This window comes from Pseudomonas sp. BF-RE-25 (assembly GCF_019956105.1).
Classification (GTDB): Bacteria; Pseudomonadota; Gammaproteobacteria; order Pseudomonadales; family Pseudomonadaceae; genus Aquipseudomonas; species Aquipseudomonas migulae.
This window is the reverse complement of record NZ_JAHBDB010000059.1, coordinates 1-19,271: the sequence shown is the minus strand read 5'-3', so window position 1 is coordinate 19,271 and position 19,271 is coordinate 1. Positions and strand designations below refer to the sequence as shown.

Sequence of the window (19,271 nt, the reverse complement as noted above, 5' to 3'; positions counted from 1 at the left end):
GCGGTCAAATGTGGGAGCGAGCCTGCTCGCGATTCGATTGCACAGCAATCGCAGAGAACTACTCGGTATCCATGCCCTTGCGCCGATACGGGAACACGTCGATCACCTTGCCGGCACGAATCGCCTCTTGCAGGCTTTTCCAGTAATCGGCGTTGTACAACTCGCCGTGCAACTGATCGAACAAGCGCCGCTGCGCGGAATCGGCAAACAGAAACGGCGGGAACTCCTCGGGGAACACATCCAGCGGCCCGATCGAATACCACGGCTCGGACGCCATTTCGTCTTCCGGCGTGCGCGGTTGCGGGATGTGGCGGAAGTTGGCTTCGGTCAGGAAACAGATCTCGTCGTAGTCATAAAACACCACGCGACCGTGACGGGTGACGCCGAAGTTTTTCAGCAGCATGTCGCCGGGAAAAATGTTCGCCGCCGCCAGTTGCTTGATCGCCAGGCCGTAATCTTCCAGCGCGTCGTGCACCTGCGCCTCGTTGGCGTTTTCCAGATACAGGTTCAACGGGGTCATCCGCCGCTCGGTCCAGCAGTGGCGGATCAATACCGTGTCGCCTTCCACCGATACGGTAGACGCCGCCACGTCCAGCAATTCTTCCAGACACGCCGGCTCGAACTTGCTCAACGGAAAACGGAAGTCGGCGAATTCCTGGGTATCGGCCATGCGCCCGACGCGGTCGACGCTTTTCACCAGCCGGTACTTCTCGATCACCGTCGCGCGGTCGACGTTTTTCGACGGTGAGAAACGGTCCTTGATGATTTTGAACACGGTGTTGAAACCCGGCAGCGTGAACACGCTCATCACCATGCCGCGCACGCCGGGGGCCATGATGAACTGGTCGTCGGTGCTGGCCAGGTGGTTGATCAGCGCCCGGTAGAACTCCGACTTGCCGTGCTTGTAGAACCCGATCGAGGTGTACAGCTCGGCGATGTGCTTGCCTGGCAAGATCCGCCGCAGGAAACCGATGAACTCCGCCGGCACCGGCACATCGACCATGAAGTAGGAACGGGTGAACGAGAAGATGATCGACACGTCGGCTTCGTCGGTAATCAACGCATCGATCTGGATGCCGCGGCCCTCAAGGTGCAGCAGCGGAATCGCCAGCGGCCATTGCTCATCGGTGGTGTAGATGCGCCCCACCAGGTAAGCACCCTTGTTGCGGTACAACACCGAGGAAAACAGCTCGACGCTCAGCTCGGGGTCCTTGCACACCCAGTCCGGCAGGTTCTCGCGCAGCTGTGCTTCGAGGCGGCGCAGATCACCCGCGAGGTCGGCGTAATCCTCGCTGAAACGGTAGTCGGCAAAAATGCTCGCCAACATGCCCGACAGCTGGCCTTGAGGTTTGTAGGTGCGGGTTTGTGCGGCGCGTGCCCGGCGCAGGCTTGGCCGGGTGGTGTGGATGAACATGCAGCCGTCGCTGATCAGGTCGTGGCTGAACAGCCCGCAGAAGATCGAGTTGTACCAGGTCTCGGACAGCTCATCGTCGAAACGCAGGTCGATCAGGCTGATGTAGGCGCTTTTGACCAATGGCCAGCAGCTGACATCCAGCGTGTCGGCGTCGAACGCGATGCGCAGCCGGTCCACCGTTTCGCTGACTTTATCTTCGTAGAGGTTGATCCGCGCCGCCGAGGCGATTTGCGTTTCCTGCCATTGGGCTTGCTCGAAACGCGCCCGGGCGCCATCGGTGATCTGCCGGAAATGCTCGCGGTAATCGTCAAAGCCATCGAGGATCATTCGGGCGATGTCGGCGGCTGGCCATTGCTGCGGCATGGTGAGACCTCTACGGGAATTCGGAAGGCCTGAGCTTAGCCAGTGAACCGGGTGCAGGAGAAGCCTAATTTCGGTCCGAAAACGAATGAATCACTCATGGGCGCAGTTTTTTCGGACTTTTTTTAATCGACCGCTCGGTCAGTAAACGACCTAAAAAGTCACTCTCCATCCACTTAATCGATTCATCTACAGCCCTCTGATTATCAGGCGTGCGGATCCAATCCACGCTGAAGCAAACGTCAGCCTTTAGATTTTCTGCTTTTCCCGGAATGCCAGCCCGCCTGAAAAGCGCTCTCGGATTGGTCTTACCAAGATGATGGCTCTTTGATATACACCCCGCGTTCACCCGCCTAAAAACAAGATCCTCGGTCCACGAGGACTACCTCTCAAAATGCCCAAGGAGCACATAAGATGCCTATAAGGAACATGCGCATAGGTTTGCGCGCGAGCTTGTGTTTTGCTGTGCTGGCCAGCCTGCTGGTGCTGGTCGGGCTGTTCGGCCTGGGTCAGATGGCGACCCTGCGCGAGAGTGCATCGGTCATCGAGGAATCGTGGATGCCGAGCATCGAGAGCATCCATGACAGCGCGTCCAACATCGCCACCATCCGCCTGGAATCGTTGCGGTTGAGGACCAGCAGCCAGAGCGCTGTACAGGAAAAGAGTAGAGGCATCATCAACGCTCAACGCCAGGAGTTGCTCAAGCGCCTCAACGATCACTCGTCCCTGGTGTCAAGCGATCAGGAACGGGCCATGCTCGACAGCCTCAAGGCAGGCGCTGCCAAGTACCTGTCGCTCGTCGACCAGATTTTTGCCCACATCGACGCCGGCCATAGTGACCAGACTTACGATCAGATCAACCATGAACTGAATCTGCAGGGCATCGTGCTGGATAAAGTCCTGGAATCGATGATCAGTTTCAATCAGCAAGGCGCCGATACCGCAGCGGACGCTGCCGCGTTGATGTACCAGCGTGCGCAATGGATCGTCGGCACGATCATCGTGATTGCGCTGCTTGCCACGCTGCTGTTGGCCTGGTTGCTGACGCGCAGCATCACCACGCCGATCAATCAGGCGCTGCAGGTCGCACGCCGGATTGCCGCGGGCGACCTCAGTGGACAGATTGCCAGCCACGGCAAGGACGAAGCCGCGCAATTGCTCAACGCCCTCGCCGACATGCAAGGCAACCTGCGCACGACCATTCGCGGCATCAGCGACTCGGCGCGCCAACTGGCGTCGGCAGCCGAGGAAATGAGTTCTGTGATGGAGGAAAGCACTCGCGGCCTGCAGCAGCAGAACGACCAGATCGAGATGGCCGCCACCGCCGTCACCGAAATGAGCACTGCGGTGGACGAGGTCGCCGCGAATGCCGTGTCCAGCGCCGAGGCCTCCCAGGCGTCGAACGAGGACAGCAAGCACGGCCACGTGCAGGTCACTGAAACCATCACCGCGATTCAGGGGCTGGTCAGCGAAGTGCTCGGCGCCTCGGAACGGGCCGAGGGCCTGGCGGTTCAGGCGCAGGACATCAGCAAAGTGCTGGAAGTGATTCGCGGCATCGCCGGGCAGACCAACCTGTTGGCGCTCAATGCGGCCATCGAAGCCGCACGCGCCGGTGAAGCCGGGCGCGGGTTTGCCGTGGTGGCCGATGAAGTGCGCTCGCTGGCGCAACGCACCCAGAACTCCACCGAAGAAATCGAGCTGATGATCAACAACATCCAGCACGGCACCGGGGCCACGGTCAGCGCGCTGCAAAGCAGTGCCGAACACGCCGGCCAGACCTTGCGCCGGGCCAACAGTGCCGGCAGCGCCCTGGAGAAAATCACCGCATCGATCTCGCAGATCAACGAACGCAACCTGGTCATCGCCAGCGCCGCCGAACAGCAAGCGCTGGTGGCCCGGGAAGTCGATCAGAACCTGGTGAACATTCGCGATCTCTCGACCCAGACCGCCGCCGGCGCCACCCAGACTTCCGCCGCCAGTCAGGAACTGTCGCGGCTGGCAATCGACCTTAACGGTCTGGTGACACGTTTCATAATTTGATGCCGGTTTTTCGGTTGCCATAGGCAAGGCTCTCGGCAACACTCTCGTCCCCATCAAGGAAGGAGTGCACCGTGAGCCCTGTCGATATCGTTCGTTTACTGTCGCTGGCGGCCATCTGGGGCGCGAGTTTCCTGTTCATGCGCATCATCGCCCCAGTGATTGGCAGCATCCCCACGGCGTTTTTCCGCGTGTCGATTGCGGCGGTCGGGTTGCTGGTGATTGTCGGGCTGATGCGCATCAGCTGGGATTTCAAGGGCAAGCTCAAAACCGTGATGCTGCTCGGGGTGATCAACTCCGGGATTCCCGCGACCCTCTATTCAGTGGCAGCCCAGGTGCTGCCCGCCGGTTACTCGGCAATCTTCAACGCCACCACGCCACTGATGGGCGTGTTGATCGGCGGCCTGTTCTTCAGTGAGCGGCTCACTGCGGCCAAGCTCGGCGGGGTGTTTCTCGGTTTGTTCGGTGTTGGCGTGCTGACCCGTGCCGGCCCGGTGGCCTTCGACCTGCAACTGCTGATGGGCGCCCTCGCCTGCCTGCTCGCCACCACCTGTTATGGGTTTGCCGGGTTCCTCGCCCGCCGCTGGCTCGATCAGGCCGGCGGGCTCGACAGTCGTCTTTCGGCACTGGGCAGCATGCTCGGGGCGACCTTGTTCCTGCTGCCGCTGTTCGGCTACAGCGTGATCAGCCAGCCACCGGCGAGCTGGGGCGGCTGGAGCGTGTGGCTGTCGTTGCTGGGGCTGGGCCTGGGGTGCACGGCGTTTGCGTACATTATTTACTTCCGTCTGCTCAGCTCGATCGGGCCTTTGAAATCGATGACAACGACGTTCCTGATTCCGCCGTTCGGGGTGTTGTGGGGGGCGTTGCTGCTGGATGAGCCGTTGTCGATGGCGCACGTGTATGGCGGGGTGTTGATTGCGGCGGCGTTGTGGTTGGTGTTGAAGCCTTCGGTTATGAAGAAGGTTGAGGTGGTGGCCCGGTAAATTTCTGGCGCTGCTGATGACGCCATCGCGAGCAGGCTCGCTCCCACAGTTGACCGAGTTGTCCGGGCGGACGCGGTCCAATGTGGGAGCGAGCCTGCTCGCGATGGCGGTGGTTCAGGCAACTACAAAGGTGACTGACTCACTTCGCCATCCACCAACCGCCGAATCCCCAGCGGATTCGCGTTCTGCAACGCCTCGGGCAACAACGCATCCGGGTAATTCTGGAAGCACACCGGCCGCAGGAATCGATCAATCGCCAGCGTCCCCACCGACGTCCCGCGAGAATCCGATGTCGCCGGATACGGCCCGCCATGCACCATCGCCTCGCAGACTTCGACCCCGGTCGGATAGCCGTTGAGCAAAATCCGCCCGACTTTTTCCTGTAGCAATTGCGCCAGCCAGCGGTATTCCAGCAGCTCTTCGGCCTCGCCGATCAGCGTCGCCGTCAATTGCCCGCGCAGGCCGTGCAGCGCCGCCGCGAGCTGCGCCCGATCTTCGACTTCGATGACGATGGTGGTCGGCCCGAACACTTCTTCCTGAAGCAACTCATCGCCCTTGAGCAGCAGGCTGACATCGGCCTTGAACACCTGCGGCTGCGCCTGATTGCCCTGCTGCGGTTTGCCCGCCAGGTGCGTCAGCCCCGGATGTTCGTGCAACTCCCCAAGGCCTTGGCTGTAGCTGACCAGCGCGCCGGCATTGAGCATGGTTTGTGCCGGCTGCTCGTTCATGTTGGCGCAGAACTGTTGAAGGAAAGCGCTGAACTGTGGCGAACGCAAACCGATGACCAAACCCGGATTGGTGCAGAACTGCCCGCAGCCCAAGGTCACCGAACCGGCCAGTTGCGCCGCGATCTGCTCGCCCCGCACGGCGAGGGCTTCGGGCAACAGGAACACCGGGTTGATGCTCGACATTTCGGCAAACACCGGGATCGGTTGCGGCCGGGTCGCGGCCATGTGGCTCAGGGCATTACCGCCCTTGAGCGAACCGGTGAAGCCCACGGCCTGAATCGCCGGGTGCTTGACCAGCCACTCACCGACGCCACCGCCATAAATCATGTTGAACACACCCGCCGGCATGCCCGTGCGTTCGGCGGCGCGGATGATGGCGTCCGCGACCCGTTCGGCGGTCGCCATGTGTCCGCTGTGCGCTTTGAACACCACCGGGCAACCGGCGGCCAGTGCCGAAGCGGTATCGCCACCCGCCGTGGAAAAGGCGAGCGGAAAGTTGCTGGCGCCAAACACCGCCACCGGGCCGATGGCGATGCGGTACTGGCGCAGATCCGGCCGTGGCAGCGGTTGGCGATCCGGCAACGCCCGATCGATCCGCGCACCGTAGAAATCACCGCGCCGCAGGACCTTGGCGAACAGGCGCATCTGGCCGCTGGTGCGCCCGCGCTCGCCCTGGATACGCCCGGCCGGCAGTGCCGTTTCCCGACAGACCGTGGCGACGAAATCGTCGCCCAGCGCATCGATTTCATCGGCGATGGCGTCGAGGAACGCGGCGCGTTTTTCCGCGCTCAGGTTGCGGTAGATCGGGTAAGCCGCAGCGGCGGCATTGGCGGCGGCATCCACCTCGGCTTCAGTCGCCTGGAAGAAAGTGCCGGGCAGCGGCTCGCCGGTGGTGGCGTCGAGGCTTTGCAGTTGCAACGTGCCGTTGGCGCTGCGCTGACCGCCGATGTAGTTGTGTCCAGAGAGCGTGGTCATAATTTATTCCTGATCGATTGGCACAGACCTGTAGGAGCCGGCTTGCCGGCGATTGGCCTTCAAGCCTTGCATCGTTCTCTCGGACGCAATCGCCGGCAAGCCGGCTCCTACAAGGGCGGATGTTCCGCCGGCTTTTAGAGCGAACGCACTTGGCCGATGGCCAACGGCTGGGCGCTTTCGCCGATGCCGTTTTCCAACGGTGCGCCAAACGCGTCGAGGCTGATCTGGAAGCGATCACCCGGCTGGGTTTTCACGCCATCGGCAAACGACAGCGTCGCGGTGCCGAAGTAATGCACATGGACATCGCCCGGACGCAAAAACTGCGCGTATTTGAAGTGATGGAATTCGAGGTTGGCGAGGCTGTGGCACATGTTGTCTTCGCCGCTGAGAAACTCTTTTTCCCAGAGGGTTTCGCCGTTGCGGATGATGCGGCTGGTGCCCGCCAGGTGTTTAGGCAATTCACCGACGCGCAGCTCCGGACCATAGGCGCAGAAACGCAGTTTCGAGTGCGCGAGGTACAGGTAATTGCGCCGCTCCATGACATGGTCGGAGAACTCGTTACCCAGCGCATAACCGACGCGATACGGCAGGCCGTCATCGCCAATCACATACAGACCGGTCAGCTCCGGCTCTTCACCGGCGTCTTCGGCAAACGGCGGCACCGGGAAATCCGCGCCGGGGCGCACAACGATGCTGCCGTCGCCCTTGTAGAACCATTCCGGCTGCGCGCCAACCTGTCCGGCTGCGGGTTTGCCACCTTCCAGGCCCCACTTGAAAATGCGCATGGTGTCGGTCATGCCGGCCTCAACGGCGCCATCCTGCTGGTGCATTTTGTCCCGCGCCGAGGCGCTGCCCAGATGGGTCAGGCCGGTGCCGCTGATCAGGCAGTGCGCCGGGTCTTCGTGATCCAGCGGCGGCAGGACTTTGCCCTGCTGCAACAGTTGCGCGTAATCCGGGCCCGCCTCGGTGCCGCGTTGAGCCACTTCTTCTTGCAGGCTGCGTTGGGCGCGGATCGCCGCGAGAGCCAGTTCACGGGTGCTACGGGTGTCATTCAGCACCTGGACCTGCGAGCCTTCGACGAGGCCGACCTGACGTTCGCCGGCAGAGTTTTCAAATTGAATCAGGCGCATGACGGCCCTCCAGAAAGTCGTGAATGGCGCCGCTCACGAGCGGCGCCTCAAGGTCACTCGATGATGTTGAAGTCGCTCAGGTATTCATCGGAGATTTCCAGGCCCAGGCCCGGCTTGTTGTCGTCGAGCTGGATGTAGCCGTTGACCGGTTGCGGCTCGCCCTTGAACACGTAGTAGAAAAGTTCGTTGCCGACCTCGACATCGAAGACCGGGAAGAACTCGGCCATCGGCGAGGCGGTGGTGGACATGGTCAGGTGATAGTTGTGCATCTGCCCGGCGTGCGGAATCACCGGCACCGACCAGGCTTCGGCCATGGCGTTGATCTTGCGCGCAGCGGTGATGCCGCCCACACGGTTGGTGTCGTACTGGATCACGTCGACGGCGCGGCGTTCCAGCAGGTCTTTGAAACCGTAGGAGGTGAATTCGTGCTCGCCGCCGGAGATCGGCATGATCCCCATTTTTTTCAGCTCGATGTAGCCCTCGATGTCGTCGGCGATCACCGGTTCTTCGAGCCAGCGCGGTTCGAATTCGGCGAGTTTCGGCAACATGCGCCGTGCATATTCCAGGGTCCAGCCCATGTAGCATTCGAGCATGATGTCGATGTCCGGGCCGGCCAGCTCACGCAGTGCACGCACTTGTTCGATGTTCTTGCGCATGCCCGCCGGGCCATCTTTCGGGCCGTAGCCGAAGCGCATTTTCAGCGCGGTGAAACCCTGGTTCAGATAACCCTGGGCCTCTTCGAGGAACAGGTCGAGGTTGTCGTTGGCATAGAGCTTGGAGGCGTAGGTCCAGATCTTTTCCTTGGTGCGCCCGCCCAGCAGTTTGAACACCGGTTTGTTGACCGCTTTGCCCATGATGTCCCAGATCGCGATGTCGATCGCCGAGATCGCCGCCATGCCGATGCCTTTACGGCCCCAGGCGTGGCTCTGGCGGTACATCTTCTGCCAGATGTATTCGTTGTCGAACGGGTCTTCACCAATCGCAATCGGCGCCAGGTAGGTGTCGATGATTTCCTTGGCCACACGCGGCGCCAGGGCGCAGTTACCGATGCCGACAAGACCGGTGTCGGTCTCGACTTCCACCACCAGCCAGCCGTGGAAACGGAACGAACCCATGGCGTCGCCACGTTCGAACAGGATGTCGCTGGCGTTGGTGCAGAAGTGCGCTTGTGGTGGGACGACTTTGCCTTTCCACTCGAAAACGCGGGTACGGATTGCTTTGATTTTCATGAATTCAATTCCTTGCTAACGCTTGGGTAGTGATCAGCCAACCTGAGCCGGTGTGAGCTGCGAGGGTGATTTAGGGGTGTGGGTGCTGCGAAGTCGGGACAACAGGACGGCGCCGACAATGCCGACCAGGGCCAGGGCGAACATGCCGGCGCGGGGGTCGGCGAAGCTGGTTTCCATCACGGTTTTCAGGTTCGGCGCGACGAAGCCGCCGAGGTTGCCGATGGAGTTGATCAGGGCGATCCCGCCAGCTGCGGCGGCACCGCTGAGGTAGCTGGTGGGAATGGTCCAGAACAGTGGCTGCACCGAGACGAAACCGGCAGCGGCGAAACAGAAGGCGATGACCACCGGAACCATGCTGGTGCCCAGCGCCGAGGCGGCGATGCCGAGCGCGGCCATGGTCAGCATGCACACGGCGAGGCGACGGTGCTGGCCAGTGCGGTCGGCGTAGCGAGTGACGAGGCGAGTCACGACCAGGGCGCAGATCCACGGAATCGCGGTGATCAGGCCGACGTTGAGGCCGACGTGGCCGTCGAGCAGCCCGGCGATGCGCGTCGGCAGGTAAAACACCACGCCGTACACGCTCATCTGAATGGTGAAATACGCCAGGCAGAATTGCAGCACCCGAGGGTTGCGCAGCGCACTGAGAAAACCATGGGGGCTGCTGTCTTTTTTCTGCGCGTCTTCTTCGCTGAGTGCGGTTTGCAGCGCCTGCTTTTCATCGACGCTCAACCACGTGGCATCGGCTGGGCGGTTGACCAGATAGAAGTACGCAGCGATGCCGACCACCGACGCCATCAAGCCTTCGACGACGAACAACCATTGCCAGTTGGTCAGGCCGAACACGCCGTGGAAGTCCAGCAACCAGCCCGACAGCGGGCTGCCCAGCACTAGCGCCAGGGGCAAGCCGAAATAGAACAGACCGAGCGCCTGGCCACGGCTTTGTGCCGGGAACCAGTAGGTGAGGTAAAGGATGATCCCAGGGAAGAAGCCGGCTTCGGCAACCCCCAGCAGGAAGCGCAGGACGTAAAAGGTTTCGGCGTTGTGGGCGAACATCATTGCCGCCGACACCAGGCCCCAGGTGACCATGATCCGGCACAGCCAGACCTTCGCGCCGAGGCGGTGCAGCATGTAGTTGCTCGGCACTTCGAAGAACGCGTAGCCGATGAAGAAGATGCTCGCGCCGAACGCAAACGCGGCATCGCCCAAACCGGTGTCGGCCTGCAACGCGGCTTTGGCGAAGCCGACGTTGGAGCGATCGATGAAGGCGAGGATGTACATCAGGATCAGAAACGGCAGCAGACGCAGCCGGCTTTTGGAGATGGCACTGGACAGAGCCAGGGCGAAATCTGGACGAGTCATGTGAAGGTTCCTTTGCTGCCGGTATGTGCCTTGCGGAAGTGACAAGGCGGGCTTTTTGTAGTTGTTGAATCGTGCGATCGAGGCAGCTCGGGTGGCCGGCTCTGGTCATTCGATGGAGCGACTTTAGCCAGCGCACAGGGCGACGGATAATCACTTATGCACATCCATCGATAACCTGGGGTGATAGGTAAGTGCGGTTATTGCCTAGATCGAGTTATCAGGCGCCCTCCCCCAAAAAAACAACTGTGGGAGCGAGCCTGCTCGCGAAGGCGATCTGACAGGCACATTGCAGTGACTGATAGAGCGCTATCGCGAGCAGGCTCGCTCCCACATGGGGTTTTGCGTTGATTGAACAACCTGGCAGCACCACGCATTACTGTAGGAGCCGGCTTGCCGGCGATAGCGGTCTGACAGGCACTTCATCTGTGTCTGTCAGGCCCTCATCGCTGGCAAGCCAACTCCTACAGGGTTTTGCATTGATCACAAATACTGGCAACACCACGCATTACTGTAGGAGCCGGCTTGCCGGCGATAGCGTTCTGACAGTCACTTCATCTGTGTCTGTCAGGCCCTCATCGCTGGCAAGCCAGCTCCTACAGGGTTTTGCATGGATCGCAAATACTGGCAACACCACCATCCACTGTAGGAGCCGGCTTGCTGGCGATTGAGGTCTGACAGTCACTTTATGTGTGTCTGTCAGGCCCTCATCGCCAGCAAGCCGGCTCCTACAGGGAGTTGCGGTGTGTCAGTTAGCTTTGCGGTGTGTCAGTGAGTTTTGTGGGGGGTCAGTAGTGGTTGGTGCCCATGCGGCAGGCGATTTCGAAGGCCTGGCGGATCGCGCCGGGGTTGGCTTTGCCTTGGCCGGCGATATCGAACGCGGTGCCATGGGCCGGTGTGGTGATGGGGATCGGCAAGCCGCCCTGCACCGTCACCCCACGGGAGAAGCCCATCAACTTGATCGCGATCTGTCCCTGGTCGTGGTACATCGTCACCACCGCGTCAAAGGCGCTCGCATCGCCCTGCACCTTGAGGAAAATCGTGTCGCCCGGATACGGCCCTTCCGCCGCAATCCCCAACGCCTGCGCCGAACGTACGGCCGGGCCGATGATGTCCAGTTCTTCGCGACCGAACGAGCCGTTGTCGCCGTTGTGCGGGTTCAGGCCGCACACGCCGATGCGCGGTTTCGCCAGGCCGTTGCGTTTGAGCGCGGTGTCGATCAGCTGGATCGCTTCCACCACCCGCGCTTGCGTCAGCATGCCCGGCACCTCCGACAGCGCTACATGCGAGGTCACCCGCGATGTCCAGAGGTTGTCGAGCACATTGAATTCACAGAACGGCCCGTGGAAATCCAGCAGCTCGGCGAACCAGTGCAACTCGTCGTTGTGGGCCATGCCGGCCATGTGCAGCGAGGTCTTGTTCAGCGGCCCGAACAGCACCGCACCCGTGGTGCCGGCCTCGGTCAGGCGCAGGGCTTTTTCCAGAGTGTCGAGGCTGTAGCGGCCACCAATGACGCTGGCTTCACTGCGCGGGAATTCGCCAATGGTGTCGCCGCGAAAGTCATAGAACAACGGCGTGTCATCGACAAATGACAGCTGATCCAGCGACTCGACGCGACGGTACGGAAACTCCACCCCGGCGATGCGCATGCCGCGCCGCATTTCCGCCTCGTCGGCAATCAGGATCACGTTGGCCTGGCTGCGAACCTGAGGCTCGGCGAGCAGGCGTGCGATCAGTTCCGGGCCGATGCCCGCCGGGTCGCCCAGGACCATGGCGATGGTTGTCTTGCTCATGCTTCACTCCTCAAGGGTTCGGGCCATGTACGGTCAATGGCGCTAGGCTCGCAGCGATAAACCCGCTGCGCGTTGCTGTAGAACAGGCGCTCCTGATCCGCCCATGGCAGGTCAGCAACGATGGATTTGAAACCGTTGTAGATGTCGTCGAACGAGCCGCACAGGCTGTCCACCGGAAAGTTGCTGGCGAACATCACGCGGTCGGTGCCGAACATGGCGATCACTTCGCGCACGATCCAGGCATTGTCTTTGGCGCGCCACGCCTGCCCTTTCAGGCCCAGGCCGGAAACCTTCACCTGCACGTTCGGCCATTCGGCCAGTCGCGCCATCGCCAGACGCCACCCCGCCAGGCCTTCGGCGCTGCGGTCATTAGGCAACCCGGCGTGGTTGAGAATCAGCGTGGTGCCGGGAAAGTCCCGGGCCAGCCGTTCGGCTTCGTAGAGGTTCCACCAGGGTGTCTGCAAATCGAAATGCAGCCCCAACCCTTGCAGCGCGGCGTAACTGCGGCGCCAGTGTTCATCGCTCATCAGGCTGCGCAGATGGCCCACCTGCGCCGTCGAAGTCGGGCCACCGGGTTTGTGGCGCACGCTGCGTACGCACTTGAAACTCGCCTGCTCGGTGAGCACCGCGATAGCGTCCGGATGATCGAGCCAGGCCTGCGCGACGATTGCATTCGGTACGCCGTAACGCGCCGCCAAACCTTCAATGAATCGGGTTTCGCCAATCGGGTCTTGCGGGTCCCATTCGGTCTCGACGTACACCGTTTTCACGACGTTATGCGAACCGGCATCGGCGAAGTAATCGTCGGGAAAATAGCGCCGTTTGATCGCGCTGTAGTCGCCGTAGCGAAACGGGATCCTGGCTTCAGGCGCGAGCCACGGATGGTGATTGATCGTCGGGTCCCAGAAGTGGTGATGGGCGTCGATGATCGGCCCCGTATACAACTCAGTCATGGCGCACCTCGTCGAGGCTGATGAACAGCGTGGCAAAAACGAAGACCGCCGAACACGCCGCAAAGAACCCCAGCACCGGCGCGAATCCACCGGCCATTTGCAGGATCACGCCGACCAGAATCGGCACCGCAATCCCGCCCGTGCTGCCGGCCATGTTCATCACGCCGCCGATCAGGCCGACCCGCGCCGGCGCCGCCAGCAATGCCGGGAAGCTCCAGTAGAGGCTGCCCCACATCAGGAAAAACGCAGTCATGGCCAACAACGCCACGGCGGCAAAAGGGTTAGTCAGGGTCGGCAACAACAGAAACGCGCCGAGAGCCACCAGACCGGAAAACGCCAGCAGGCTCTTGACCGCCACACCGCGGCTGACACCTTTGCGGATCAGCCCGTCGCAGAGGAAACCACCGGTCAACGAGCCGAGCGCACCGCAGACAAAAATCACGAACGTCGCCGCGCCAATGCCCTTGATATCGAAGCCGCGAGCCTGCGCCAGATAACTCGGCCCCCAGGTCAGCAAGCCGAAATACACCATCGCCCAACTGGCGCGGCCGATCAGCAAACCGCTCAGGGAACGCGCCGCAATGCCCAGGCCTTTGACTGGCACCCGCGCCGCTTCGGCTGCTGGCGTGGCGCGTCCGGCGTTGATCTTCTCGAGCTCTTCGGCATTCACTTGCGGGTGGCTGGCCGGGTCATCGCGCAGATACCGCCGCGCCAGCCACGCCAGTACCAGCGTCGCGATACCGGCGATCACGAACGCCAGGCGCCATGAGTCCAGCGACGCGATCAGATAAGCAATGATTAGCCCGCCCAACGCCACGCCCAACGGGCTGCCGCTGTCCATCAGCACCGCGCCGCGACTGCGCTCGCTTGGCGCCAGCCACAACGAAATCAGCTTGCCGCCCGACGGGAACAAGGGAGCCTCGGCAGCACCGAGTGCAACGCGGGCGAACAACAATGACAAGCCGCCCGTGGCAAATGCCGCCAATACTTGAAACGTCCCCCACAACCCGGTGGACCAACTGATGACCCGGTGCGGGCCGAAGCGGTCGATCATCCAGCCGCCGGGAATCTGCAACAGCGCATAGGCCCAGAAGAAGCTGCTGAGGATCAGGCCTTGCATGCTCGGCGACAGGGAAAACTCATGGGCGATGGTCGGCATCGCAATGGACAGCGACACCCGGTCGATGAGGTTGACCATGGTCAACGCGAAGATGATCGCGAAGATCCGCCAGCGCACATTGCTGGCCTTGGTGGTGCCGGTCAGCGGTTCGGCCGCTGCGGCGGGTAATTGCAGGGAAGCACTGGAACGAGCCATGGTGCGTACCTCGAATTTATTATTTTTGTGAAGTTGCAAACGCTGACCTTGTAGGAGCCGGCTTGCCGGCGATAGCGGTGTGTCAGGCACCATCAATGTTGATTGATACGCCGCCATCGCCGGCAAGCCGGCTCCTACAGTGATTGCGGTGCATCAATCGATATTGATGGCGCCTGACATTCCGCCATCGCCGGCAAGCCGGCTCCTACAGGGTTCGCGTTTTGCCGCGTTTTCACGGCATTGGTGAGCACTATCGAAGGCTCACTGATAACCGTCTAATCAAAACTTGAAATAAGGCGATAGCCTCGGGTTATGTCATGCCCTGCTTTCAGGGGGCTTTCAATGAATAAGGCCTGCACACACTTTCCACTCAAACTGCTCTGGCGCAAGGCCTGCGGCGATCTTCACGATTTTTCCCGTCCCGAGCTATAACCCCAGGCTATCGGTGTATGTATTGTTTTGACTAGACGCGACGCCTGCGGCTTCCCACACTCGGGCCAGGCTTGCAGCTTTACCGCTCAGACAAGTCACTCATAACAACTACAAAAACGAGGCCCTTCCATGCGAAATGCATTCGTCCGTCGCACATCCCGTCTGTTTCTTGGCTGCACGCTGGTCGCCGCCGGCGCCCTTCCCGCTCTCGCTCATGCAGCCTGGCAACCAGACAAGAACGTCGAAATCGTCGTCGCTGGCGGTCCCGGTGGCGGCACCGACCAGCTCGGCCGTTTGATCCAGTCGATCATCACCACCCACAAGCTGCTCGACGTGAATACCATCGTCCTCAACAAGGGCGGCGGCAATGGTGCCGAAGCTTTCCTCGACCTGAAAATGAACAAGGGCGATCCGGAAAAACTGGTGATCGGCACCAACAACATCTACCTCTTGCCGCTGGTGTCCAAGCTCGGCTACCAATGGCAGGAACTGACCCCCATCGCCGCCGTGGCCGAGGACGATTTCATTCTCTGGAGCTACAAAGACGCACCGTGGAAGGACGCCAAGGGCTTCTACGAAGCGGTCAAGGCTGACCCGTCGAACCTGCGCATGGGCGGCAGCCAGTCCAAGGACGTGGACCAGACCCTGACCCTGCTGTTGAACCAGACCACAAACAGCAAACTGGTGTACATCCCGTTCAAGAGCGGCAGCGAAGCCGCGACCCAACTGGCCGGCAAACACATCGCCGCCAACGTCAACAACCCCAGCGAAAGCATCAGCCAATGGCGCGGTGATCAGGTCGAGCCGCTGTGCGTGTTCAGTAAAGAGCGCATGAGCTACACCGAGAAAGTCGCCGGCGACAAATCCTGGGCCGACGTGCCGACCTGTCACGAGCAGGGCCTTGGCATCGATCAGTACCGCTTCCCGCGCACCGTGTTCATGCCCGGCGAAGTGACCGCCGAGCAACGGGCGTTCTATGTCGAGCTGATACGCAAAGTCACCGAAACCCCGGAGTTCAAGGCCTACGTCAAACAGAACGCACTGGTGCCCACCTTCCTCGAAGGCGAGCCGCTGACCGCCTACATTGAGAAAGACACCGCCCGCGTCACCCCGGTGTTCAAAGAAGCCGGCTGGCTGAAAAACTGAGTTGCCGACGGCCGTCCGCCTGCGCACGGCCGTCACCTCTGGAGGTGTCTTCATGTCCCATTCTTCGGATTCACCGGCGCTGGTCGGTACCCGCTGGGTCGAACTCGGCCTGACCGTCTTCACCGCGCTGATCGGCGTGGTGGTGATGTTCGGCAGTGTCGAACAAGGTATCGGCTGGGGCGATTCCGGCCCCGAGCCGGGTTACTTCCCCTTCTACATCGGCCTGATGCTCAGCGCCGCAAGCGTGGCCAACGGCGTGTTGACCCTGGTGCGCTGGCACGCCCTGAGCATTGCATTCGTCAGCCGCAGTGCGTTCAAGCAAGTGCTGTCGGTGTTCATCCCGATTGCGCTGTTCGTGGGCGCCATGCCATTCACCGGCATCTACGTGGCGTCGGCCTGCTTCATCGCCTGGTTCATGTGGCGTGACAAGGTCCGTGCCAAGCCTTACGGCAAACTGATGATCGGCAGCGTGTCCCTCGGCGCGGTGCTGGCCAGCTACCTGATTTTCGCGCTGTGGTTCAAGGTCCCGCTGGATGCCGGCCCGATGGGCGACTGGATTGCCCTGGCCGGGAGAAATTTCAAATGAGCGAGTTCGATTCCCTGCTGCAAGGCATGAACCTGATCCTGACCCCAGGCCACATCGGCCTGATGGTGATCGGCGTGCTGCTGGGCATTCTGGTCGGCGTACTGCCCGGCCTCGGTGCCCCCAACGGCGTGGCGTTGTTGCTGCCGCTGACGTTCACCATGTCGCCGGTGTCGGCGATCATTCTGCTGTCGTGCATGTATTGGGGCGCGCTGTTTGGCGGCTCGATCACCTCGATCCTGTTCAACATCCCCGGTGAGCCCTCATCGGTGGCGACGACCTTCGACGGCTACCCGATGGCCCGCGAAGGTCGCGCCGCCGAAGCCCTCACCGCCGCCTTCAGTTCGGCACTGATCGGTGCATTGGCCGGGGTGCTGTTGCTGACCTTCCTGTCGACCAAGATCGCCGCATTCGCCATGTCGTTCAGTTCACCGGAGTTCTTCGCGGTGTACCTGTTGGCGTTCTGCACTTTCATCGGCATGAGCAAGAACCCGCCGCTGAAAACCGTGGTGGCGATGATGATCGGTTTCGCCATGGCGGCGGTCGGCATGGACACCGTGTCCGGCAACCTGCGCCTGACCTTCGACCAGCCGATCCTGATGACCGGCATCAGCTTCGAAGTGGCGGTGATCGGCCTGTTCGGCATCGGCGAAATCCTTTGCACGGTCGAGGAAGGCCTGGTGTTTCGCGGCGAGCATGCGCGCATTACACCGATGGTGATTCTGCGTACCTGGGCCAAGTTGCCGCGTTACTGGTGGACGATTGTGCGCAGCACGCTGGTTGGTTGCTGGATGGGCATCACGCCGGGCGGGCCGACGGCGGCTTCGTTCATGAGCTACAGCCTGGCGCGGCGTTTCTCGAAGAATCGCGAGAACTTCGGCAAGGGTGAACTCGAAGGCGTGATCGCTCCGGAAACCGCCGACCATGCCGCCGGCACCAGCGCCCTGCTGCCGATGCTGACCTTGGGTATTCCCGGTTCCGCTACGGCAGCGGTGATGCTCGGTGGCTTGATGATCTGGGGCTTGCACCCTGGCCCGACGTTGTTCGTCGAGCAGCACGATTTTGTCTGGGGCCTGATTGCGAGTATGTACCTGGGCAACGTGGTGAGCCTGATCGTGGTACTGGCTACCGTGCCGCTGTTCGCTTCGATCCTGCGCATTCCGTTCTCGATCATTGCGCCGATCATCATCATGGTCTGCGCCATCGGTGCCTACTCGGTGCACAACTCGTTCTTCGACGTGGTGCTGATGCTGGGCTTCGGCGCGCTGGGTTATCTGTTCAAGAAACTCGGTTACCCGATTGCGCCGCTGGTGTTGGCGGCTGTTCTAGGGGACAAGGCTGAGGATGCGTTCCGTCAATCGATGCTGTTTTCTGACGGCCACTTGGGGATTTTCTGGTCCAACCCGCTGGTGGGCAGCCTGACCACGGCGGCGCTGCTGATGCTGTTCTGGCCGCTGATTTCCAAAGGGTTGAGCAGCCTGATGGGCCTGCGCAAACCTCACGTCGCCAAGACCAAATCGGTGCTGTGACACGGCAATGCTGGCAACGCCTGACATTTGTTGTCAGGCTTGCCGCAGTCTTTTTCGCGAGCGCGGCCCATGACCCGAATTCCTGATGCCAATGTGATCCACAGTCGACTGCGTCTGCGCCAATTGCGGCTGATGCTGGCGTTGCAGGAACTCGGTTCACTGCGCCGCGCCGCCGACCACATCGGCATGACCCAACCGGCGGCGACCAAGATGTTGCACGAGGCCGAGGACTTGCTCGGCGTCGAACTCTTCGAACGTCTGCCTCGGGGCATGCGTTCCACCCCGTTCGGGGAGACCGTCATCTACTACGCGCGTATGGTGTTTGCCGAACTCAGCGGCATGCGTGAAGAACTGGTCGCCCTGGAATCCGGCAACCTCGGGCGTGTCGCCGTCGGGGCGATTCCGGCGTTGGCCTCGGGGTTGCTGACCCGCACCATTGCCACCTTGAAGAAAAGCCATCCACGGTTGTCGATGAGCATTCAGGTCGACACCAGTGATGTACTGGTGCAGGCACTGTTGCAGGATCAGCTCGACATTGTGTTGGGGCGGATTCCGGCGGGTGCGCGGGCTGAAGAATTGCTGTTCGATAGCTTGGGTGAAGAGGAGCTGTGCGTGATTGCCGGTGCGCAGAATCCATTGGCTCGGGAGAAGAACCTGAGCTGGGCGGAATTGCAGAACATGACGTGGGTGTTGCAGCAGCAACCGAGCCCGATGCGCGCGATCATCAATCAGGTGTTTCACAATGCGCGGGTCGACATTCCCAGCAGTATTGTTGAAACCACGTCGATCATGACCTTGCTGTCGTTGATCCAGCAGACCGACATGCTCGGCGTGACGCCGGTGTCGGTGGTCGAGGATTATCCGGGGCGTGATTTGCTGGCGGTGTTGCCGATCAAGTTTGAAGCGCGGTTGCCGCCGTATGGGTTGATTACCCGGCGTCATCGTATTCAGTCTTCGGCGATGCAGGCGTTTATGAATTCGGTGCGGGCTGAGCATGCTTTGAGTAAGTAGGCCTTTGGGTATGCGTACATATCCGTTGCTTCGGTAACGGCGGCTATTGGTTTCGCCCTTACGGCGAGTCACTTTCGAAAAGCCTGCGCGGCCCGGCGGAAAGTAACCAAAGCGCTTTTGCCCCTTTCGTTCGGTGGCTCGCTCCGGTCCTGCTCCGTGGGCCCGCCGCCATCGGCCATCCATGGCCGGGGGCGGCTAACCCGGCATCCATGCCGGGTTGCCCACTGCGCAGAACCTCCACTCGGCCTCTCGAGGGGGCGACCACCGCCACAGCCGCCGAGGCGGCCTGAAAGCCGA

Annotated in this window: 14 protein-coding genes; 6 read left to right on the top strand and 8 right to left on the bottom strand. The window is 61.4% G+C overall.

Annotated features, from left to right (window positions below):
• Positions 1–58 precede the first annotated feature (58 nt).
• Positions 59–1,777 carry a bifunctional isocitrate dehydrogenase kinase/phosphatase gene (gene aceK / locus KGB24_RS23605; protein WP_008029042.1) on the bottom strand — a complete coding sequence of 573 codons (1,719 nt, stop codon included), beginning with the start codon at positions 1,775–1,777 and terminating at the stop codon, positions 59–61.
• Positions 1,778–2,188: 411 nt separating this feature from the next.
• On the opposite strand from aceK, the gene KGB24_RS23600 reads away from it, so the two are divergent.
• On the top strand, positions 2,189–3,814 hold the full coding sequence (locus tag KGB24_RS23600; protein WP_223416451.1) for a methyl-accepting chemotaxis protein: 1,626 nt from the start codon (positions 2,189–2,191) through the stop codon (positions 3,812–3,814).
• Between the two features lie 71 nt (positions 3,815–3,885).
• Positions 3,886–4,794 (top strand): DMT family transporter, encoded by a 909-nt coding sequence (locus KGB24_RS23595; RefSeq protein WP_008029046.1) that lies wholly within the window; start codon positions 3,886–3,888, stop codon positions 4,792–4,794.
• A 122-nt stretch (positions 4,795–4,916) separates the two neighbouring features.
• Here the strand turns inward: KGB24_RS23595 and KGB24_RS23590 are convergent, their stop codons facing one another.
• The 7 genes from KGB24_RS23590 to KGB24_RS23560 form a co-directional block, all read right to left on the bottom strand.
• A complete protein-coding gene (locus KGB24_RS23590; RefSeq protein WP_223416450.1) occupies positions 4,917–6,497 on the bottom strand; it encodes an aldehyde dehydrogenase (NADP(+)) in 1,581 nt (526 codons plus the stop codon).
• A gap of 134 nt (positions 6,498–6,631) precedes the next feature.
• Positions 6,632–7,627 (bottom strand): AraD1 family protein, encoded by a 996-nt coding sequence (araD1, locus tag KGB24_RS23585; RefSeq protein WP_223416449.1) that lies wholly within the window; start codon positions 7,625–7,627, stop codon positions 6,632–6,634.
• A 53-nt stretch (positions 7,628–7,680) separates the two neighbouring features.
• Positions 7,681–8,856, bottom strand: coding sequence for an L-rhamnonate dehydratase (locus KGB24_RS23580; protein WP_008043480.1), 1,176 nt, complete (start codon positions 8,854–8,856; stop codon positions 7,681–7,683).
• A gap of 33 nt (positions 8,857–8,889) precedes the next feature.
• Positions 8,890–10,215, bottom strand: coding sequence for an MFS transporter (locus KGB24_RS23575; RefSeq protein ID WP_223416448.1), 1,326 nt, complete (start codon positions 10,213–10,215; stop codon positions 8,890–8,892).
• Positions 10,216–11,000: 785 nt separating this feature from the next.
• Entirely contained in the window at positions 11,001–12,005 is a 1,005-nt protein-coding gene (locus tag KGB24_RS23570; protein WP_223416447.1) for a 4-hydroxythreonine-4-phosphate dehydrogenase PdxA, read from the bottom strand.
• On the bottom strand, positions 12,002–12,958 hold the full coding sequence (locus KGB24_RS23565; protein WP_223416446.1) for an amidohydrolase family protein: 957 nt from the start codon (positions 12,956–12,958) through the stop codon (positions 12,002–12,004). Before KGB24_RS23565 ends, KGB24_RS23570 begins: the two co-directional genes overlap by 4 nt.
• Complete coding sequence (locus KGB24_RS23560) at positions 12,951–14,273, bottom strand: MFS transporter (protein WP_223416445.1); 1,323 nt, start codon at positions 14,271–14,273, stop codon at positions 12,951–12,953. Before KGB24_RS23560 ends, KGB24_RS23565 begins: the two co-directional genes overlap by 8 nt.
• Positions 14,274–14,834: 561 nt before the next feature.
• On the opposite strand from KGB24_RS23560, the gene KGB24_RS23555 reads away from it, so the two are divergent.
• The 4 genes from KGB24_RS23555 to KGB24_RS23540 all read left to right on the top strand — a co-directional run bounded on the left by KGB24_RS23555 (position 14,835) and on the right by KGB24_RS23540 (position 18,974).
• The gene (locus KGB24_RS23555; RefSeq protein ID WP_223416444.1) at positions 14,835–15,851 is read left to right on the top strand and encodes a Bug family tripartite tricarboxylate transporter substrate binding protein; all 1,017 of its coding nucleotides are present in this window, start codon (positions 14,835–14,837) and stop codon (positions 15,849–15,851) included.
• A 52-nt stretch (positions 15,852–15,903) separates the two neighbouring features.
• Positions 15,904–16,437: a tripartite tricarboxylate transporter TctB family protein gene (locus tag KGB24_RS23550; protein WP_008029063.1), complete on the top strand. Its 534-nt coding sequence runs from the start codon at positions 15,904–15,906 to the stop codon at positions 16,435–16,437.
• Entirely contained in the window at positions 16,434–17,963 is a 1,530-nt protein-coding gene (locus tag KGB24_RS23545; RefSeq protein WP_192225918.1) for a tripartite tricarboxylate transporter permease, read from the top strand. The genes KGB24_RS23550 and KGB24_RS23545 overlap by 4 nt, the downstream gene beginning before the upstream one ends.
• A gap of 69 nt (positions 17,964–18,032) precedes the next feature.
• Positions 18,033–18,974 carry a LysR family transcriptional regulator gene (locus KGB24_RS23540; RefSeq protein ID WP_008029067.1) on the top strand — a complete coding sequence of 314 codons (942 nt, stop codon included), beginning with the start codon at positions 18,033–18,035 and terminating at the stop codon, positions 18,972–18,974.
• Positions 18,975–19,271 lie beyond the last annotated feature (297 nt).

Bases quoted from the DNA above. Each gene is read 5' to 3' on its own strand.
- aceK (WP_008029042.1), bottom strand. From the start codon at position 1,777: ATGCCGCAGCAATGGCCAGCCGCCGACATCGCCCGAATGATCCTCGAT.
- KGB24_RS23600 (WP_223416451.1), top strand. From the start codon at position 2,189: ATGCCTATAAGGAACATGCGCATAGGTTTGCGCGCGAGCTTGTGTTTT.
- KGB24_RS23590 (WP_223416450.1), bottom strand. From the start codon at position 6,497: ATGACCACGCTCTCTGGACACAACTACATCGGCGGTCAGCGCAGCGCC.
- araD1 (WP_223416449.1), bottom strand. From the start codon at position 7,627: ATGCGCCTGATTCAATTTGAAAACTCTGCCGGCGAACGTCAGGTCGGC.
- KGB24_RS23580 (WP_008043480.1), bottom strand. From the start codon at position 8,856: ATGAAAATCAAAGCAATCCGTACCCGCGTTTTCGAGTGGAAAGGCAAA.
- KGB24_RS23575 (WP_223416448.1), bottom strand. From the start codon at position 10,215: ATGACTCGTCCAGATTTCGCCCTGGCTCTGTCCAGTGCCATCTCCAAA.
- KGB24_RS23570 (WP_223416447.1), bottom strand. From the start codon at position 12,005: ATGAGCAAGACAACCATCGCCATGGTCCTGGGCGACCCGGCGGGCATC.
- KGB24_RS23565 (WP_223416446.1), bottom strand. From the start codon at position 12,958: ATGACTGAGTTGTATACGGGGCCGATCATCGACGCCCATCACCACTTC.
- KGB24_RS23560 (WP_223416445.1), bottom strand. From the start codon at position 14,273: ATGGCTCGTTCCAGTGCTTCCCTGCAATTACCCGCCGCAGCGGCCGAA.
- KGB24_RS23555 (WP_223416444.1), top strand. From the start codon at position 14,835: ATGCGAAATGCATTCGTCCGTCGCACATCCCGTCTGTTTCTTGGCTGC.
- KGB24_RS23550 (WP_008029063.1), top strand. From the start codon at position 15,904: ATGTCCCATTCTTCGGATTCACCGGCGCTGGTCGGTACCCGCTGGGTC.
- KGB24_RS23545 (WP_192225918.1), top strand. From the start codon at position 16,434: ATGAGCGAGTTCGATTCCCTGCTGCAAGGCATGAACCTGATCCTGACC.
- KGB24_RS23540 (WP_008029067.1), top strand. From the start codon at position 18,033: ATGACCCGAATTCCTGATGCCAATGTGATCCACAGTCGACTGCGTCTG.